We start from the raw sequence: 16,665 nt of genomic DNA, 5'->3' as shown, positions 1-16,665 counted from the left end.
ATCCCGATCATGCAGTCAGCACAAGGCCAACTACAGACTGTCGCTTCAGCCCTGCGGGCATCGAGGTACTTACTTGACCTCGACGCTGGCGCCGGCTTCTTCGAGCTGCTTCTTGATATCTTCGGCTTCGTCCTTGGAAGCGCCTTCCTTGATCGGGGAAGGTGCACCCTCAACCAGTTCTTTGGCTTCCTTCAGACCGAGGCCTGTGATAGCACGAACAGCCTTGATAACGGAAACCTTGTTGGCACCAAAGCTGGTCATTATCACGTCAAACTCGGTCTGCTCTTCTGCGGCGGCGCCGGCATCGCCAGCTGCTGCCGGAGCTGCTGCGACTGCAGCGGCGGCCGATACACCGAATTTTTCTTCCATCGCAGAGATCAGATCAACGACCTCCATGACACTCATGTTGGAAATGGTTTCCAGAATTTCTTCTTGAGACGCTGCCATAATTGCAAACTCCTGAATACTTGCCTGTGTCAGGCAAAATAAATTTTAAATAAAGATTTAGGCTGACTGTTTCTGATCGCGAACTGCCGCCACCGTACGAACCAGCTTGCCCGGCACCTCGTTGAGGGTACGGACCAGCTTTTCGGTCGGCGCCTTCATGACCGCCATCAACAGGGCAATTGCCTGATCACGGGTCGGCATGCTGGCCAGACGGTCCAGATCCGATGCGGCGAGCATTTCACCGCCAAACGACACCAGTCTGGGTACGAGTTTGTCGTGCTCTTTCGCGAAGTTCTTGACCAGTCGCGCTGCCGCACCGGGTTCCTCCTGGGAGAAAGCCAGCAACAGCGGTCCGACCAGACCATCCTTCATGCACTCGAAATCCGTACCTTCAACGGCACGTTTGGCCAGCGTGTTCTTGACCACACGAAGATATACCCCACCATCACGCGCCATCACACGCAGGTCGGTCATTTCTTCGACGGTAAGACCACTGTACTCGGCAGCAACGGCTGAATGCGCCTGTTTGGCGATAACAGCAACTTCTGAAACTACAGCCTTTTTCTGTTCAAGACTTAGTGCCACCTGTTTACCTCCATAAGCCGGATCAAAATCACCCGACCTACTGTTAACGGTATTCGGCCCGGTAAGGCACGAACACCGGTTGCGGCGACCTCGACAAGAAAAAACTTGTTCGGGTTACGCCATCTGCGCCGGCTATCAGATTTTCACCTGATGATTAAGCCTTTCGGCACCTGCGGTCTTTGACGGCTTCCCGGTTACACCGGGCAGCGTCAAATTCGTTTAAAGCGTTACAGTTCCAGTGACGCAGGGTCAATCTGCAGACCGGGACCCATGGTCGTCGAAACGGTAAGCTTCTTCATGTATACGCCCTTGGCAGAGGCGGGTTTCAGCTTGTTCAGGTCGGTCAGCAGGGCCTGCAGGTTTTCCTTCAGGTCACCCACGGCAAAATCTGCCTTGCCGATAGAACAATGAATGATGCCGGCCTTGTCGGTGCGGTAACGCACCTGCCCGGCCTTGGCATTCTTTACAGCTGCCGCCACATCAGGCGAAACCGTCCCCACCTTGGGATTCGGCATCAGGCCGCGCGGACCCAGGATCTGGCCCAGCTGTCCCACCACGCGCATGGCGTCGGGACTGGCAATCACCACATCGAAGTCCATATTGCCTTTCTTCACTTCTTCTGCGAGATCATCCATGCCGACAATATCCGCGCCAGCTTCTTTGGCAGCATCAGCATTGGCGCCCTGGGCAAATACCGCAACACGCACTGTCTTGCCGGTACCGTTTGGCAATACCGTGGAGCTACGCACCACCTGGTCAGACTTGCGCGGGTCGACACCGAGATTAACGCTGATATCGACAGACTCGTTAAATTTGGCTTTCGGCAGCTCACCCAGCAGGGTCAGCGCCTCCTCGGCCGGGTACACCTTGCCCGGCTCGATCTTTTCATTGATCAACTTTTCTCGCTTGCTCAGTTTGGCCATGACTATTCAACTCCCTCGGTATCAAGACCCATGCTGCGCGCGGTACCGGCAATGGTGCGCACCGCGGCGTCCATGTCGGCTGCCGTCAGATCCGGCTCTTTCACCCGGGCAATCTCTTCCAGCTGCGCACGGCTAACCTTGCCTACCTTCTCGGTATTGGGAGTACCGGAGCCTTTTGGAACACCTGCTGCTTTTTTGAGCAGCACGGAAGCTGGCGGGGTCTTGGTAATGAAGGTAAAGCTGCGGTCGTTATAAACGGTAATAACAACCGGAACCGGCATACCTTTTTCCAGGCCCTGCGTCTTGGCATTAAATGCCTTGCAGAATTCCATAATATTGACACCGTGCTGACCCAGTGCGGGACCAACAGGGGGGCTGGGGTTGGCGTCCTGGGCTGGTACTTGCAGCTTGATGTACGCCTCGATCTTCTTGGCCATATGATGACTCCTGTGGGTGCAAACGCCTCTCGGCTCCCCGGTTAAAATCAGGGACAGAATTCAATTCTGTCCCTGTAAAAAATCAGCCTTTTTCGACCTGACCGAAGTCCAGGTCAACCGGTGTGGAACGTCCGAAGATCATGACTGCAACACGCAGCTTGCTCTTCTCGTAATTGACTTCCTCAACCACACCATTGAAATCGTTAAACGGTCCGTCGGTAACACGAACCACTTCACCCGGCTCGAACAGTACTTTCGGCCGCGGTTTCTCGACGCCTTCCTGGACACGCTGCAGGATGGCTTCGGCTTCCTTGTCACTGATTGGCGCAGGCTTGTCAGTGGTGCCACCGATGAATCCGAGGACCTTGGGCACATCCTTGACGGTATGCCAGGTTTCGTCATCCATCTCCATCTGCACCAGCACGTAGCCGGGGAAGAACTTGCGCTCGCTCTTGCGCTTCTGCCCTTCCTTCATTTCCACCACTTCTTCGGTGGGAATAAGGATCTCGCCGAACTTGTCCTGCAGACCGCTGCGTTCGATGCGCTCTACCAGGGATTGCCTTACACGGTTCTCAAAACCGGAGTACGCGTGTACTACATACCAACGTTTCGCCATGGTTCAGCCTCCCTGACCTGTCAGTATGCGAATGGCCCACAACAAAAACATATCAAGCATCCACAGCAGCACACCCATCAGGATGACCACGAATATGACCGCCATGACGGTCTGTGTGGTTTCGGCACGTGTTGGCCATACCACTTTGCGCACCTCGGTACGCGTATCACCCAGAAAAGCGATAATCGAATGCCCGAGCGCGGTCTGTGCGGCGATAAAAATCGACACACCAACTACTGCCAGCAACCCCAGCACCCGCATCAGCAGCGACTGGTCAGCAAACCAGTAAAACGCTGCAACCCCTCCGACAAGAAGGGCGGCTGCTGCTGTCAGCTTGGCGGTATCCGCACCACCTGCCTGTATTTCTGTACTCATATACCTGCTTTGGTAACGAAACAGCATTTAGCCCGTTTCGTCTCCCGATTAATGGCAGGCCAGGAGGGAATCGAACCCCCAACCTGCGGTTTTGGAGACCGCTGCTCTGCCAATTGAGCTACTGGCCTAAACGTTTACTGCTTCTTACTCGATGATTTTTGCGACCACGCCGGCGCCGACGGTACGGCCACCTTCACGAATCGCAAAACGTAATCCTTCTTCCATCGCGATCGGTGCAATCAGGCTGACCGTGATCTTCACGTTGTCACCCGGCATCACCATCTCCACACCTTCCGGCAGATCCACCGCGCCCGTTACGTCCGTGGTACGGAAGTAAAACTGCGGGCGGTAGTTGCTGAAAAACGGCGTATGACGTCCACCTTCTTCCTTGCTCAGTACGTACACTTCCGCCTCAAACCTGGTGTGCGGGGTGATCGTTCCCGGCGCTGCCAGTACCTGGCCACGCTCCACTTCTTCCCGCTTCGTGCCACGCAGCAGCACACCCACGTTGTCGCCGGCTTCTCCCGAATCCAGCAACTTGCGGAACATCTCCACACCCGTGCAGATGGTCTTGGTCGTATCCTTGATGCCGACAATCTCGATCTCGTCGCCAACCTTCACCACGCCGCGCTCGATACGACCGGTGACAACCTGCCACGACCCGAAATCGAGAACACATCCTCGATCGGCATCAGGAACGGCTGGTCAACCGGACGCTCCGGTACCGGAATGTAGCTGTCCAGTGCGTCCAGCAGCTTCTCGATCGACGGTACACCGATGTCGCTCGTGTCGCCTTCCAGCGCCTTCAGCGCAGAACCGGTGATGACCGGGGTATCGTCACCCGGGAAATCGTAGCTGTCCAGCAGCTCGCGAATCTCCATCTCAACCAGCTCCAGCAATTCTTCATCGTCAACCTGGTCGGCCTTGTTCATATATACAATGATGTACGGAACACCCACCTGGCGCGCCAGCAGGATGTGCTCGCGCGTCTGCGGCATCGGGCCGTCGGCCGCACTCACCACCAGGATCGCGCCGTCCATCTGCGCCGCACCGGTGATCATGTTCTTCACGTAATCCGCGTGTCCCGGGCAATCGACGTGCGCGTAGTGACGTGCTTCTGTCTCGTACTCCACGTGCGCGGTCGCAATCGTGATGCCACGCGCACGTTCTTCCGGCGCATTGTCAATCTGGTCGTAGGCCTTGAATTCGCCGCCCTGCTTCTCCGCCGCCACTTTCGTCAGCGCCGCGGTCAGCGTCGTCTTGCCATGGTCTACGTGACCAATTGTTCCCACATTGACATGCGGCTTCGTACGTTCAAATTTTTCCTTGGACATCTGACGGCTCTCCCGTTTTACTGTTCGCCAAGCTGCGGTTTAACGATGCTATCTATAATCTCAAGGGCCGGATTTACATCCAGCCCACAACTGGAGCTCATAACCGGATTTGAACCGGTGACCTCTTCCTTACCAAGGAAGTGCTCTACCGACTGAGCTATATGAGCAAATTCTTCCCTGCGTGCCCCTGGACACTGTCCCGGCGCGCACGCCTCACCTGGAGCGGGTGATGGGAATCGAACCCACGTATTCAGCTTGGAAGGCTGAAGTTCTACCATTGAACTACACCCGCAATACCCTGTTCGACGACACCCTCCGGGGGCGGTGCTGCCGCATGCATCGCGGCGCTCTTACTCGTCTTTCAGCATGCCGGTTTTACCCGACCCCGCTGCCGCAAAATAACGTGCAGTCCAACTGACACAAGGCCTTGCCTTGCACCGAAAACAGGCTTACTGGTGGAGGGGGGAGGATTCGAACCTCCGAAGGCTGAGCCGTCAGATTTACAGTCTGATCCCTTTGGCCACTCGGGAACCCCTCCGAAACGCAAGCCGCGTATTTTGATCCAGGCCCGGCCCGGAGTCAACCGTAGTGAACGGGATTTCTCAATAAAACAGCAAGCTTGTGCAGGTCATCGGAAAACCGGATAGCATGTCAGGATAAGCGGGTTTCTGGTAGCATGGCGCCGCTCGAGACCGGGTGGGGCAGTACTTTATCAGCAGTCCCGGCAAAATCACAAAGCAGGTAACCCCGTAGAAATCAGGGTGCCATCAACAATATTCGGGAGTTTCACTCACATGAAAGTCACAATTTACGGCTCTGGCTATGTTGGCCTGGTCACCGGTGCATGTCTTGCGCAAGTCGGAAATGACGTACTTTGCGTCGATATCGATCCTGACAAGATCGAAAAGCTCCGGCGGGGGGAAAGTCCGATTTATGAACCCGGGCTGAGTGAAATGCTTCAAAGTAACCAGGCTGCAGGTCGCCTGAATTTCACTCTTGAGCCTGAAGAAGGCGTGCAGCACGGCCTGTTTCAGTTTATTGCTGTCGGTACTCCGCCGGACGAGGATGGCTCGGCCGACCTGCAGCATGTTCTGGCTGTGGCAGGCACCATTGGCGAACACCTGGATGAATACCGGATTATCGTCAATAAATCGACGGTGCCAGTCGGAACTGCCGACCGCGTAAGGGCGCGTACCCGCGAGATTCTCGACAAACGCGGTCTTGACCTGGAATTCGACGTGGTTTCAAATCCGGAATTCCTTAAAGAGGGCGCCGCCATCGATGACTTCATGCGCCCCGATCGCATCATCATCGGCACAGACAACCCAAGAACCACTGAACTGTTACGCGCGCTGTACACACCCTTCAATCGTAACCGTGAACGCATAATTGCCATGAATATCCGTTCTGCTGAGTTGACCAAGTACGCAGCAAACTCACTGCTTGCAACAAAAATCAGTTTTATGAATGAGTTATCAAATATTGCCGAACGACTTGGCGCCGATATCGAAGCCGTACGTAATGGTATTGGTTCAGACCCCCGTATCGGCTACCAGTTTATTTACCCGGGTGCCGGGTATGGCGGCTCCTGCTTCCCCAAGGATGTCCGGGCACTGGAACACACGGCAAAGGAAAATGGCTACGATGCCGAACTGCTCCACGCGGTCGAGGCCGTCAATTTCCGCCAGAAGCAAAAACTGTTCGAGAAGATTTCCGATCATTACAACGGTGATGTCAAAGGTAAAACCTTTGCCTTATGGGGGCTCTCATTCAAACCTAACACTGACGATATGCGTGATGCGTCGAGTCGCGTCCTCATGGAATCGTTATGGGAGAATGGCGCCAGCGTTCAGGCCTTCGATCCCGAAGCTCATCACGAAACGCAACGCATCTATGGCGAGCGTGATGATCTCCGGCTATGCGACACCCCTGAACAGACACTGGAAGATGCCGACGCGCTGGTTGTTATTACGGAATGGAGCCAGTTCCGCAGCCCCGATTTCGATTTGATCCGGGACAAGCTCAGGGCACCAGTGATTTTCGACGGCCGCAACCTCTATGAACCCGAGACATTGGCGGCCAGGGGCTTCAGTTATCACTCCATTGGCCGGCAAACGCTCACGCCTTCAACGCTGTAAGCCCTGCGCCCCTGGTCCGCTGGCCAGGGGCACAATTTCGCCACCTAGAGATGACGACTGCAATCCGTGTGCTGCGCCTCGCCCAGCAAGGTCTCAAAGGTCTCGCCGCTCACATGTACCAGCTGCTCATGATCACCGGCCTCGAAATAGATATCCGGTTGTTCGGCCAGCGTTTCATCTACGATCGTTTCCAGATCGTAGGCGGGGCCCAGCGGCGGAACGGCGCCTGGCTCACAGTCTTCAAATAACGCACCCAGCTCGTATTCAGTGGCCAGACCGAGGTTGCGTCGCGTCAAGCGGTGTAATTCACCCAGATCTACCCGGCAACTGGCCGGCACTACCACCAGAAGGTAGCCACGCTCGTCTTCCAGCACGACTGACTTTGCGATCCTGTCGCCAGAAATGTGCGCCAGCTGCGCGGATTCCATGCTGGTAGCAGAATGCGGGTGATCCAGCAGGTCGAAATCGACATCCTGTTCAAGCAGGTAGTTCACTACCCGGTTTGCCATAGCCATATCACTTCCTCCCTTCGTCAACCTGTAAATTGAGTATAGTCCAGCGATCGGGCTTGCAAGTCGATTGGCGCAGGATTAGACATTTAGTCACACCCCCGCTGACGTGAGATACTTCCCACCTGATCATTCCAGATATCCTGCATGCATATTCTGCTCGCCACACTACTCATCCTGATCATCCTGTTTGGCCCGCAACTCTGGGTGCAGGCCGTTTTCAGGCGTCACGCCAGGCCTCGCCCCGAAATGGCAGGCAATGGAGGAGAGTTTGCGCGCCACCTGCTCGACCGTCTGCATATGACAGATATCGGCGTAGAAGTGGCAACCGATGGCGACCATTATGATCCGGTCAGTAAAATGGTTCGCCTTGACAAGGAAAGGCTGGAAGGAAAGTCACTTACCGCTGTCGTTGTCGCTGCACATGAAGTCGGTCATGCGCTGCAGGACAAACTGGGGTACCGCCCATTGCGCTGGCGAAGTCGCCTCGCCTCACTGGCCCAGGTTGCACAGCAACTGGGCAACGCCATGTTTGTACTCGCACCCGTGGTCGCCGGCCTGACGCGCGCACCGTCCGTTGCCGTCGTCATGTTACTGGCCGTCATCGCCAGCTTTGGCTCAGCCGCCCTGCTGCACCTGATCACATTGCCGGTAGAATGGGACGCCAGCTTTCGTCGCGCCCTGCCATTGCTTGAAGCCGGACACTATTTATCCGACAACGACCAGGCCGCGGCCCGACAAATACTGACTGCCGCGGCCTTCACCTATGTGGCCGCCTCGCTGGCCAGCTTGCTGAACTTGTGGCGGTGGATGCGCTGGATACGACGATAAGCCGCAACATTCCTACAGATTCATCCCCGGCATGCCGATGCTGTGGGCGAAACACGTAAAAGGACACCCGCTATGAAAAGTATGGCCGGCATTCTTGCCCTGCTGCTCACCACCAGCCTGTTTACCACATCGGCCCGATCACGTGATATGGATGACCAGTACGCCGTATTCGGCGTAGGTGCAGAAAATTGTGCGGCCTACCTGGTGGCCCGTGACCATGGTGGTACAGCAGAGCGCTGGTACCATCACTGGCTTGCCGGTTTTATGACGGCTGTCAACAACGCAGCTGCCGGCACCTATAACATTCTTGGCGACAAGCGTATGGCCGATGCGCTGGACTGGCTGGAAGGCTATTGCGCCGCCAATCCCAATGAAAACTTCACCAGCGCCGTTGCTGACCTCGTTACGATCCTTTACGAAGAACGAAAAAATATTGCTCCCGGCAAACAGGGTGGCTGGAACAAGCTCAAGAGCCAGCCGACCCCGGAGCCCTGACCACCACCTTTTTACCAAGCGCCTGACGCATCTCGTCAAGCCGGACAGGTGCTGCCTCCATGGGCGGCGCAAATGCACCGGAACAGACCAGACGCTCGGGATCTGCCTGGCCCGTAATATCCAGCAACATATGTGTTTCAAAGGCTATCACGCCGGGGCCGTCCCCGCTGCCGAAGACACCCCGGTGCGCGACTCTCAGCGGTGTAGCGAGACGCACATCCTGCTCACGGAGCTCAACCGAACGGACATTAAAAGTGGCGGGCCGGATATCGCGGGCCACAGGTGACGGTTTATGCATCAGAAAATAACAGAACGGCTGGTATTGATCGATGTGCTCATAACGGCTCACCTCTCCACCTTGCAGGTACACTCGCGCACTGCCTGCCGGCACACGCAATACTTCAACCACTTCCAGTGCTGTACCGACCTCAACCGGGTTACTGAAATAACCCGGCTTACCTGTACCTGCAGACTGACACGCCGCCAGACCCAGTGATATCGCTACAACCGCCAGTGCATGAATCCTCATAACATACGCCTCCCGACTCAACTGCAAACTAACCCGCCACATTACACGACAGAACATTAACCCGTCGCTGGACGACGCAAAAGCTGATCCCACTGATGTATCAACAACCCACCCACAATCAACGCTGTCCCGAACCATACACCGGCATCAATCACCTCGCCATTGAACCAGTGTCCCAGCAGAAGCGCCGTGACCGGTGTCACCAGCGTTACCAGGTTCACACGTGCTGCTTCAACCTCCCGCAGCAGGTAGAAATACCAGAAGAACCCCAGCAATGAACCAAAAAGAGCCAGGTAAACAATGGAAAATCTTGCGCGCTCGGGCAAGACTGCCGGCCAGCTGCCGTCGAACAATAACCAGGTCAGGATAAAAAGCGGCACCGCCAGCGTAAGCCCGCCCCCGGTGACAGCCAGCGCCGGCAACTCTACAGACAGACGACGCACCCAGACCGCACTGGCTGCATGCACCACGGCCGACAACAGCACGGCGGCAATACCGAGCTCTGTGTAGCCACCCTGCTCACCGCTCTTGAGGAACATCATCGCCAGGCCAGCCAGCCCCAGCAGCATGCCACCTATACGCACCAGCCCCAGTGATTGTTCAGACAACCACAGGGCCGCAAATAGGCTTGTCACCAGCGGCGACAAGCCGAACAACACGGCAATCCAGCCGGACGGTACATACTGCGCACCCCAGTACACCAGCGACATACTCCCGTAGATACCCAGTCCGGCCGCCGCATAAGCAAGCCGCGCACGCCCGTGCCAGGGCATTGATACCCCGGTAAAACGAATGGCCAGCAGGCAGAACAACAGTCCCAACGCCATCCTCGCCGTTACACCAAACAGGTAACCGCCACCCTCGCTGCTCCACTGGATCGCCAGCGGGGTGGTCGACCAGATCAATATGACACCTGCAAATGCTGCCGGCACTGACATCAGCCTGTCCTCTTTTTTCCTTCCAGAACGAAAAAGGCCGCAGTCCTTTCGGGCTGCGGCCTTTGTAAAAACGGTTTTACTAGATATTCAGATCGTTTTCCCCGGGCAGCAGCAACGCACACACCACATCAGTTTGGGTGTGGCACAAATTACGGCCTGTCGGGAATGGATCACATTAAACATGGTTTCAAGTCTGCACTTCAAGACGCATCACTGTCAACAGCCCCGAGCGTGAAATAAAAACAGGCACCCTCACCGACAACGCCCTCCGCCCAGACCCGTCCACCATGGCGTTCGACAACACGTTTCACGGTCGCAAGGCCTATACCGGTTCCTTCATGCTCTTCACCATGCAACCTTTGAAAAACGCCAAACAGTTTGTCTGCATAAGCCATATCAAAGCCCACGCCATTGTCCCGGACAAAGAACACCGTCTCTCCACTCTCTTCCGATGACCCCACTTCAATACACGCCCGGGTGGTTTGCGCGGTAAATTTCCAGGCATTGCCAATCAGATTATCCAGCAGGACATCAGTAAAATGACTGTCTGAGGCAGATGTCATACCCGGGTGTATCACAATTTTTATCTTGCGTTCCGGGTCGTGCTCCTGCAGACGCGACAGCGAAGACTCCGCTGCCGCACTCAGATCAACCGGTTTTGTCTGCAAGGCGCTGCTGCCCAGCCGGGAAAGCGCCAGCAAACCATCGATCAGGGATGACATGCGATTGGTTGCACCAATAATTCTTTGCAGATACGCTGCCCCGGTTATATCCAGGACATCGGCATAGTCTTCCCTCAGGATACTGGAGTACCCGTTAATCGCACGTAGTGGTGAACGCAGATCATGCGATACGGAATAACTGAAAGATTCAAGCTCATGGTTAGCCGTCTCGAGTTCACGGGTGCGTAGTGCGACCAGTTCCTCCAGACCTTTCCGATAGCCTTCCAGCTCTTTTTCAATGGCTTTTCTTTCGCTGATATCGCGCACGTGGCCCTGGAGATAGGATTCCCCATCCAGGGTTACCGCCGTCAGATGCACATCCGCCTCGAAGTTGCTGCCATCCGCGCGACGATGCAGCCATTCGAAAGATTGCGGACTACCGGCCAGCGTGGCATCAATGGTTTTCCGCGCAAGAACGGAAGAATCGGCGCCGTCCAGCTGTTGTGGCGGTGAAAAATCCATTGGCGTCTTGCCCAGCAATGCATCGCGTTCACAACCGAATATTTCCAGTGCCTTTGGATTACAATCCGTGAAGCGACCATCCCGGAGGGTAAGAATCGCGTCCGTCGTATTGGCATGGCGGCGAAAATGCCATCGGCGTGTTATTCAGAATCTGCTCGTAGGTGCAGCCGAACATCTTCAGCGTTTTGTGATTGCATTCGACAAACCTGTCACCGGTCATCAGGAAAATGGCATCATTTGCTGTTTCGAACAACAGTCGAAAACGATCGCCGTACGCACTTTCAGGCAATCCCTGTTGCTCGAATTCTGCCATCTTATCCAACCTCGGGAAGTAGCACTACTTCGAATTTTGAGACTAGCTTTTATTCAACACCCATGCAAACGTATTGTAGTGCGCGATGAGGTCATCAAGGGAAAACGCTGCATTGGCCGGACTTGGGTTTGGCGTGACAAATACCTGGCTACTACCGATAGCAAAGGACTGTTGCCCCCAGCCTTCATCGTCACCTTCGATGTCTGCATGGCGCAGGAAATGTTGCCAGGCCAGCTTGCCATGGAACCAGGCCCAGCGAGGCTCCAGTGACTCAATCAGCGCCAGCAGTCGTGGCGCACCTTGCCGGTAATCAGCAGCGCGCAAATCCGCCGCACCGCGGGTTGGTCGCTTCACCACATCAGTGAAACCGATACCCTCACCCTCAAGCAACTGCTGCATGGCATCAACACCCGGCTTGAGCGGGGCCGACACCAGCTTGCTGGCATTCAGCGCTTTCCAGAACCGGTTACGTGGATTGGCGAAAGGAAACCCCGCCTCTACCGAAGGCAGGGACGGATTCAGACCGACAGACAGAATCCGAAGTCCTGGCGCTACAAAATCAGGCAGCGTTTTCACGAATCGTCTGGCATCTCATGTCCCTTACATACCGGACCGTAAGGCCCGTGACGGTGCTTGTCATGGTAGTCCATCCGATAATGCACGAAGCGCTCTGGCGCATCGAAGTGCAGGAACGGGTTTCCTTCAATTTGTTCCTGCATTGTGGATACCGGCTTTTCAGCATAATTGTGCCCGGGGAGGATCAGCGTATTTTCAGGGAGATTCTGCTTCATGTTTTTCAGCGTATGAAACATCTGTTCCGGATCCCCGCCAGCCAGATCGCACCTCCCGCAACCGAACACAAAAAGCGTGTCGCCGGTTATCAATTGCTGTCCGACCTTGTAGCATGCCGACCCCGGCGTATGCCCGGGTGTATGCAGAACTTCGATTTCGGTATCGCCCAGCTGAATGCAATCACCACCATGATGCAGGGCAGGCCTGCCGGTGTCCGCGCCCCAGAATTTTGCTTCGGGCTTCAGCAGGTGTAACTGGGCATCGTGACTGGCCAGTAATTCTTCAATACCGTTGATATGGTCATAGTGACTGTGTGTGAGCAGGATATCGGTGATCGTCACACCGTGCTGTTTTGCCAGCGCCAGCACCTCGGGAATATCCCAGGCCGGATCGACGACTGCGGCACGACCACTTGCGCGGTCCTCGATAAGATAAACGAAATTCTCCATTGGCCCGAGCTCCAGGGCATGGATCGAGCCAGTTGCGGTTTCTGTCATTGCGCTGTCCTTCCGGGATAAGTATCCCCTTATGAAAACGCAAACGCCCCGGGAACGCAAAACCTCTGCCAGCAGGTGTATCTGCCCATGACGCTGGCCGCCCGAAAGGGCATAATCTGATGCAATTCAATTCAGCGAGACGGACAGTGCCAGGTATTGTCGCAAGACCCGACGAAACAAAGGAATACTGGTTCCATGAAGGTTGCCATATTCTTGAAATATCCAACCGTGACGATGACCCGGAAGCCTCTATTGCACGCGCACGGGTAGCGCCCGGAGTCACCACGCACTGGCACAGTCTGCGCGGCGTGACGGAACGTTATCTCATTTTAAAAGGAAGGGGAGAAGTCGAGGTGGGTGAGTCCGGTATCCAGATTATGGAAGCCGGTGACATCATCCTTATACCATCCGGTACACGACAACGGATACGAAACTGCGGGAACGATGACCTGATTTTTTACGCGATCTGCACGCCGCGCTTCACATCGGCCTGCTACCAGGACATCAGTGAACCAGACAGCGGCTAGTCACAATCGAAATGGCGGCGCAACTTGCGCACTGTGGCGGATCCGACGCCACGAATGGTCAATAAGTACTCATCACTGGCCGCACACAGCTGTTTCGGTGTTCGCACCCCTGCGCTGAACAGGGCTCGTGCTATCGCCACATTTACCCCTGCTGCACGAACGCCCGCAAAGAATACCTGCACATCATCGCCACCAGGCACTAACTTCAAAACCGGTTTTGCAGCCGCCCTGGCACTCGAGCGCCGGACTCCCTGCGGTGTTTTCGTCGGCTGTGCAGCACCAGGCACCTTCCAGCCGCAAAAATGGATAAACCGACGCAAGCGATAAGGCATGACAATGTCTTGTGGCCAGCTCCGCAACGCTTGCTGCAGCGAAGCCTGACAAGCCAGCAACGCCATCATAATGGTGATCACCTGGGCCATTGACTGGTTCCACGCCACAATACCTTCACCACTCATGCGACTGGTCAGCGTCCAGCCAAATACACCTACTGCCGTCGCTGCAAATACGATTGCCATGACAGAAAATGCCAGTGTCCAGCCATAGGGAGAGAGATTTCGGCTATACCTGCACAGCAGACTGCTGCAGCGGCCCTGCCAGTAATCGAACACGGTTGGATCAGCGTAGAATTCGTGATCTTGCATGGCCTGTATCCTGTAACCCGGAGCGGAGATTATCCGCGTACCAATAGCAAATTAGCGTGATACCGCACACAAATACGATTCAGTCCGTTGAATTTCCTGGCTGCCTTCTGCGCCCCACACACCCGGGGTTTCAATATAAACATCAACAACCTGTAAATCTTCCCCGGTGCGAAGCATAACAGCAGGGCGGTATCCCATACCAGTCTATCGGCAGCCGACTAAATCAGTTGAGCGAACCGCTGGCAGCGCTTATGCTCTGCGCCCCATGCCCATCCTCAGAACACGCAAACTACGCCTTGGTTTTGGTGGCCCAATGCTGCTTGATGGTATCGATCTCACCATCGATGCCGGTGAACGTGTGTGCCTGGTTGGCCGCAATGGTTCCGGCAAATCCACTCTGCTCAAGGTACTGGAAGGCCGCATAGCCCCCGACGAAGGTGAAATTGAAATACAGCAGGGTTTGAAAATCGCCTCGCTGGACCAGCACCTGCCCGACGGATTCAATGGCAGCGTTTTCGACTGTGTATCGGAAGGTCTGGGCGAACTCGGCGCCCTGATAAAACGTTTTCACCAGCTAAGCAGTCTTCTGGCCAGCCACTCTGACGAGAAGTTGCTCGCGCAAATGGAAAAAACCCAGCACGAACTCGAGGCAGGTGACGGCTGGTCGCTGGAACAGCGTGTTGAAACCGCTATTTCTCGCCTGTCCCTCGATGCCGATGCTGACGTCCAGTCGCTTTCCGGCGGCGTCCAGCGTCGCGTGCTGCTTGCAAGGGCGCTGGTCGCCGAACCCGATCTGCTGCTACTCGACGAGCCAACCAATCACCTGGATATAACGTCCATTGAATGGCTGGAAGAGTTTCTGCTCAGCTTCAAGGGCACACTGCTGTTCATCACTCATGACCGCAGCTTCCTGTCGGCGCTGGCCACACGCATTATCGACCTTGACCGTGGCATATTGACCGACTGGCCGGGTGACTATGCCACCTATCTCCGTCGCAAGCAGGACTGGCTCGATAACGAAGCCAGCGAGCAGGCACTGTTCGACAAAAAACTTGCCGAAGAAGAACGCTGGATCCGCCAGGGCATCAAGGCGCGCCGCACCCGTAACGAAGGCCGGGTACGTGCGCTGGAAAAAATGCGTGAACAGCGCCGCCAGCGCCGGCAACTGACCGGCAAGGCCAGGCTGCATGGCCAACAGCTCGAAACATCGGGGAAGCTGGTCGCGGAGGCTGTTGATGTCAACTACAGCATCGCTGGCAATACCTTGATCAGGAATTTCAGCACTACCATCCTGCGTGGTGACAAGATCGGACTGATCGGGCCCAACGGAGTTGGCAAGACCACGCTACTGCGCCTGCTGCTGGGGGAGCTGAAACCCGATAGCGGCAGCATCCGGCTCGGTACCAACCTGGAGATTGCCTATTTCGACCAGCGTCGCGCCCAGCTGGATACACAGCAATCTGTTATCGACAACCTGTCGGACGGGCGCCAGTTCATCGATATCAAAGGCCAGCAACGTCACGTCATAAGCTACCTGCAGGACTTTCTGTTTGCTCCGGACCGTTGTCACACGCCTGTATCCGCCCTTTCAGGCGGTGAACGTAACCGCCTGTTACTGGCCAAGCTGTTCAGCAAACCCGCCAACCTGCTGGTACTGGATGAGCCGACCAATGACCTGGATATGGATACCCTCGACCTGCTCGAAGAACGCCTGATCGACTTTGCTGGCACGGTGCTACTGGTCAGTCACGACAGAACATTTCTCGACCGGGTTGTCACCAGTTCACTGGTTTTCGAGGGGGAGGGATACGTCAACGAGTACGTGGGCGGCTACAGCGACTGGCTGCGTCAGAAGCAGGCGCAGAAATCCTCTGCACGAGCCGGCACTGATGCGCCTGCACAGGCATCCCGCAAGAAACCCGCCCGGCCAGCCAAACGCAGTTACAAGGACCAGCACGAACTCGACCAGTTACCACAACGCATCGAACAACTGGAAACCGAGATCGAGTCAATGCACCAGCGGATGGCAGATGGCAGCTTCTACCGCCAGGATGCCATTCAAATTTCTGAACAAAAAGAACGGCTTGCCAAACTGGAAGCGGAACTGGAACAATCCTATGCCCGCTGGGAAGCCCTGGAACCCTGACAGGTCTTAAAACCGTATCGTGCACAGGCTTTCTGGGGCGCAATTTCACACTGTGGCACAATAGCGCTATCGCAATTCCCGAAACAGAGATTACAACCATGAGCGAACCAGAACTGACGACCGAAGAACGCGTGCTGCGTATGATGAAACGTACACTGACCGATATTGCACGCGACACCGCACCGGAACCCGGTCTCCGCCACCCCCTTTCCCAGGGCACCATTCAGGGTATACGGGAATGTCTGCAAGTCATTACCAGCCGCGAACAGGAACTGGCCACCGAATATGGCCGAAATACCGGTTCGCGACCACGCTACATCGATGAACCCCGTGACGAGGTGGTTGTACCACTGAATATCAATACCCTGAAAGAAGGCCTGAAAAAGGACGGTGAATAGGCGTCCC

20 protein-coding genes, 4 tRNA genes and 1 pseudogene are annotated in these 16,665 nt (G+C 55.7%); 6 read left to right on the top strand and 19 right to left on the bottom strand.

What is annotated here, in order from left to right; translation table 11 throughout:
* Positions 1 to 69: 69 nt before the first annotated feature.
* The 11 genes and pseudogenes from rplL to DFR30_RS02360 form a co-directional block, all read right to left on the bottom strand.
* A complete protein-coding gene (rplL, locus tag DFR30_RS02410) occupies positions 70 to 447 on the bottom strand; it encodes a 50S ribosomal protein L7/L12 (protein ID WP_132971152.1) in 378 nt (125 codons plus the stop codon).
* A gap of 57 nt (positions 448 to 504) precedes the next feature.
* On the bottom strand, positions 505 to 1,032 hold the full coding sequence (gene rplJ, locus DFR30_RS02405; RefSeq protein WP_132971151.1) for a 50S ribosomal protein L10: 528 nt from the start codon (positions 1,030 to 1,032) through the stop codon (positions 505 to 507).
* 227 nt (positions 1,033 to 1,259) lie between these two features.
* On the bottom strand, positions 1,260 to 1,955 hold the full coding sequence (gene rplA / locus DFR30_RS02400; protein ID WP_132971150.1) for a 50S ribosomal protein L1: 696 nt from the start codon (positions 1,953 to 1,955) through the stop codon (positions 1,260 to 1,262).
* Positions 1,956 to 1,957: 2 nt separating this feature from the next.
* Positions 1,958 to 2,392: a 50S ribosomal protein L11 gene (rplK, locus tag DFR30_RS02395; RefSeq protein WP_132971149.1), complete on the bottom strand. Its 435-nt coding sequence runs from the start codon at positions 2,390 to 2,392 to the stop codon at positions 1,958 to 1,960.
* 82 nt (positions 2,393 to 2,474) lie between these two features.
* Positions 2,475 to 3,008 carry a transcription termination/antitermination protein NusG gene (gene nusG, locus DFR30_RS02390; protein ID WP_132971148.1) on the bottom strand — a complete coding sequence of 178 codons (534 nt, stop codon included), beginning with the start codon at positions 3,006 to 3,008 and terminating at the stop codon, positions 2,475 to 2,477.
* 3 nt (positions 3,009 to 3,011) lie between these two features.
* Positions 3,012 to 3,383, bottom strand: a complete 372-nt coding sequence (gene secE, locus DFR30_RS02385) for a preprotein translocase subunit SecE (protein WP_132971147.1) — start codon at positions 3,381 to 3,383, stop codon at positions 3,012 to 3,014.
* A gap of 52 nt (positions 3,384 to 3,435) precedes the next feature.
* Positions 3,436 to 3,511 (bottom strand) — tRNA-Trp (locus DFR30_RS02380).
* 16 nt (positions 3,512 to 3,527) lie between these two features.
* Positions 3,528 to 4,717 (bottom strand): annotated as a pseudogene (gene tuf / locus DFR30_RS02375) (elongation factor Tu).
* 91 nt (positions 4,718 to 4,808) lie between these two features.
* Positions 4,809 to 4,884 (bottom strand) — tRNA-Thr (locus DFR30_RS02370).
* 51 nt (positions 4,885 to 4,935) lie between these two features.
* Positions 4,936 to 5,009: transfer RNA gene (locus DFR30_RS02365), tRNA-Gly, on the bottom strand.
* Between the two features lie 161 nt (positions 5,010 to 5,170).
* Positions 5,171 to 5,255, bottom strand: a tRNA-Tyr gene (locus tag DFR30_RS02360).
* 256 nt (positions 5,256 to 5,511) lie between these two features.
* Here DFR30_RS02360 and DFR30_RS02355 point away from each other — a divergent pair.
* Positions 5,512 to 6,855 carry a UDP-glucose dehydrogenase family protein gene (locus DFR30_RS02355; RefSeq protein WP_132971146.1) on the top strand — a complete coding sequence of 448 codons (1,344 nt, stop codon included), beginning with the start codon at positions 5,512 to 5,514 and terminating at the stop codon, positions 6,853 to 6,855.
* Positions 6,856 to 6,899: 44 nt separating this feature from the next.
* Here the strand turns inward: DFR30_RS02355 and DFR30_RS02350 are convergent, their stop codons facing one another.
* Entirely contained in the window at positions 6,900 to 7,370 is a 471-nt protein-coding gene (locus tag DFR30_RS02350; RefSeq protein ID WP_132971145.1) for an aminoacyl-tRNA deacylase, read from the bottom strand.
* A gap of 141 nt (positions 7,371 to 7,511) precedes the next feature.
* On the opposite strand from DFR30_RS02350, the gene DFR30_RS02345 reads away from it, so the two are divergent.
* Complete coding sequence (locus DFR30_RS02345; RefSeq protein ID WP_132971144.1) at positions 7,512 to 8,195, top strand: zinc metallopeptidase; 684 nt, start codon at positions 7,512 to 7,514, stop codon at positions 8,193 to 8,195.
* A 72-nt stretch (positions 8,196 to 8,267) separates the two neighbouring features.
* The gene (locus DFR30_RS02340; protein ID WP_132971143.1) at positions 8,268 to 8,690 is read left to right on the top strand and encodes a hypothetical protein; all 423 of its coding nucleotides are present in this window, start codon (positions 8,268 to 8,270) and stop codon (positions 8,688 to 8,690) included.
* Here DFR30_RS02340 and DFR30_RS02335 read toward each other — a convergent pair.
* From DFR30_RS02335 to DFR30_RS02310, 6 genes are all read right to left on the bottom strand, one after another.
* Entirely contained in the window at positions 8,662 to 9,219 is a 558-nt protein-coding gene (locus DFR30_RS02335) for a hypothetical protein (RefSeq protein ID WP_132971142.1), read from the bottom strand. The genes DFR30_RS02340 and DFR30_RS02335 overlap by 29 nt on opposite strands.
* A 56-nt stretch (positions 9,220 to 9,275) precedes the next feature.
* Positions 9,276 to 10,157: a DMT family transporter gene (locus tag DFR30_RS02330; protein WP_132971141.1), complete on the bottom strand. Its 882-nt coding sequence runs from the start codon at positions 10,155 to 10,157 to the stop codon at positions 9,276 to 9,278.
* Positions 10,158 to 10,357: 200 nt separating this feature from the next.
* Positions 10,358 to 11,437 carry a PAS domain-containing sensor histidine kinase gene (locus tag DFR30_RS02325; protein WP_243640750.1) on the bottom strand — a complete coding sequence of 360 codons (1,080 nt, stop codon included), beginning with the start codon at positions 11,435 to 11,437 and terminating at the stop codon, positions 10,358 to 10,360.
* The gene (locus tag DFR30_RS02320) at positions 11,400 to 11,654 is read right to left on the bottom strand and encodes a PAS domain-containing protein (RefSeq protein ID WP_132971139.1); all 255 of its coding nucleotides are present in this window, start codon (positions 11,652 to 11,654) and stop codon (positions 11,400 to 11,402) included. Before DFR30_RS02320 ends, DFR30_RS02325 begins: the two co-directional genes overlap by 38 nt.
* A gap of 42 nt (positions 11,655 to 11,696) precedes the next feature.
* Positions 11,697 to 12,230 carry a mismatch-specific DNA-glycosylase gene (locus DFR30_RS02315; protein ID WP_132971138.1) on the bottom strand — a complete coding sequence of 178 codons (534 nt, stop codon included), beginning with the start codon at positions 12,228 to 12,230 and terminating at the stop codon, positions 11,697 to 11,699.
* A complete protein-coding gene (locus DFR30_RS02310) occupies positions 12,227 to 12,943 on the bottom strand; it encodes an MBL fold metallo-hydrolase (RefSeq protein WP_132971137.1) in 717 nt (238 codons plus the stop codon). Before DFR30_RS02310 ends, DFR30_RS02315 begins: the two co-directional genes overlap by 4 nt.
* Before the next feature lie 119 nt (positions 12,944 to 13,062).
* Between DFR30_RS02310 and DFR30_RS02305 the strand changes: the two genes are divergently transcribed.
* Entirely contained in the window at positions 13,063 to 13,470 is a 408-nt protein-coding gene (locus tag DFR30_RS02305; protein WP_132971136.1) for a cupin domain-containing protein, read from the top strand.
* On the opposite strand, the gene DFR30_RS02300 is transcribed toward DFR30_RS02305, so the two are convergent.
* Positions 13,467 to 14,114: a helix-hairpin-helix domain-containing protein gene (locus tag DFR30_RS02300; RefSeq protein WP_132971135.1), complete on the bottom strand. Its 648-nt coding sequence runs from the start codon at positions 14,112 to 14,114 to the stop codon at positions 13,467 to 13,469. The two genes, DFR30_RS02305 and DFR30_RS02300, sit on opposite strands and share 4 nt — an antisense overlap.
* 265 nt (positions 14,115 to 14,379) lie before the next feature.
* On the opposite strand from DFR30_RS02300, the gene DFR30_RS02295 reads away from it, so the two are divergent.
* Positions 14,380 to 16,260, top strand: a complete 1,881-nt coding sequence (locus tag DFR30_RS02295) for an ATP-binding cassette domain-containing protein (RefSeq protein WP_132971134.1) — start codon at positions 14,380 to 14,382, stop codon at positions 16,258 to 16,260.
* A gap of 98 nt (positions 16,261 to 16,358) precedes the next feature.
* On the top strand, positions 16,359 to 16,658 hold the full coding sequence (locus DFR30_RS02290; protein ID WP_132971133.1) for a segregation and condensation protein A: 300 nt from the start codon (positions 16,359 to 16,361) through the stop codon (positions 16,656 to 16,658).
* Positions 16,659 to 16,665 lie beyond the last annotated feature (7 nt).

This window comes from Thiogranum longum (assembly GCF_004339085.1).
GTDB classification, from domain to species: Bacteria; Pseudomonadota; Gammaproteobacteria; order DSM-19610; family DSM-19610; genus Thiogranum; species Thiogranum longum.
The sequence above is the reverse complement of the archived record's forward strand: the minus strand, read 5'-3'. Positions and strand labels throughout refer to the sequence as shown.

What these genes read in the sequence shown, in the direction of transcription:
- rplL (WP_132971152.1), bottom strand. Translation starts at nt 447, where the DNA reads ATGGCAGCGTCTCAAGAAGAAATTCTGGAAACCATTTCCAACATGAGT.
- rplA (WP_132971150.1), bottom strand. Translation starts at nt 1,955, where the DNA reads ATGGCCAAACTGAGCAAGCGAGAAAAGTTGATCAATGAAAAGATCGAG.
- rplK (WP_132971149.1), bottom strand. Translation starts at nt 2,392, where the DNA reads ATGGCCAAGAAGATCGAGGCGTACATCAAGCTGCAAGTACCAGCCCAG.
- nusG (WP_132971148.1), bottom strand. Translation starts at nt 3,008, where the DNA reads ATGGCGAAACGTTGGTATGTAGTACACGCGTACTCCGGTTTTGAGAAC.
- secE (WP_132971147.1), bottom strand. Translation starts at nt 3,383, where the DNA reads ATGAGTACAGAAATACAGGCAGGTGGTGCGGATACCGCCAAGCTGACA.
- DFR30_RS02355 (WP_132971146.1), top strand. Translation starts at nt 5,512, where the DNA reads ATGAAAGTCACAATTTACGGCTCTGGCTATGTTGGCCTGGTCACCGGT.
- DFR30_RS02350 (WP_132971145.1), bottom strand. Translation starts at nt 7,370, where the DNA reads ATGGCTATGGCAAACCGGGTAGTGAACTACCTGCTTGAACAGGATGTC.
- DFR30_RS02345 (WP_132971144.1), top strand. Translation starts at nt 7,512, where the DNA reads ATGCATATTCTGCTCGCCACACTACTCATCCTGATCATCCTGTTTGGC.
- DFR30_RS02340 (WP_132971143.1), top strand. Translation starts at nt 8,268, where the DNA reads ATGAAAAGTATGGCCGGCATTCTTGCCCTGCTGCTCACCACCAGCCTG.
- DFR30_RS02335 (WP_132971142.1), bottom strand. Translation starts at nt 9,219, where the DNA reads ATGAGGATTCATGCACTGGCGGTTGTAGCGATATCACTGGGTCTGGCG.
- DFR30_RS02330 (WP_132971141.1), bottom strand. Translation starts at nt 10,157, where the DNA reads ATGTCAGTGCCGGCAGCATTTGCAGGTGTCATATTGATCTGGTCGACC.
- DFR30_RS02320 (WP_132971139.1), bottom strand. Translation starts at nt 11,654, where the DNA reads ATGGCAGAATTCGAGCAACAGGGATTGCCTGAAAGTGCGTACGGCGAT.
- DFR30_RS02310 (WP_132971137.1), bottom strand. Translation starts at nt 12,943, where the DNA reads ATGACAGAAACCGCAACTGGCTCGATCCATGCCCTGGAGCTCGGGCCA.
- DFR30_RS02305 (WP_132971136.1), top strand. Translation starts at nt 13,063, where the DNA reads ATGCAATTCAATTCAGCGAGACGGACAGTGCCAGGTATTGTCGCAAGA.
- DFR30_RS02300 (WP_132971135.1), bottom strand. Translation starts at nt 14,114, where the DNA reads ATGCAAGATCACGAATTCTACGCTGATCCAACCGTGTTCGATTACTGG.
- DFR30_RS02295 (WP_132971134.1), top strand. Translation starts at nt 14,380, where the DNA reads ATGCCCATCCTCAGAACACGCAAACTACGCCTTGGTTTTGGTGGCCCA.
- DFR30_RS02290 (WP_132971133.1), top strand. Translation starts at nt 16,359, where the DNA reads ATGAGCGAACCAGAACTGACGACCGAAGAACGCGTGCTGCGTATGATG.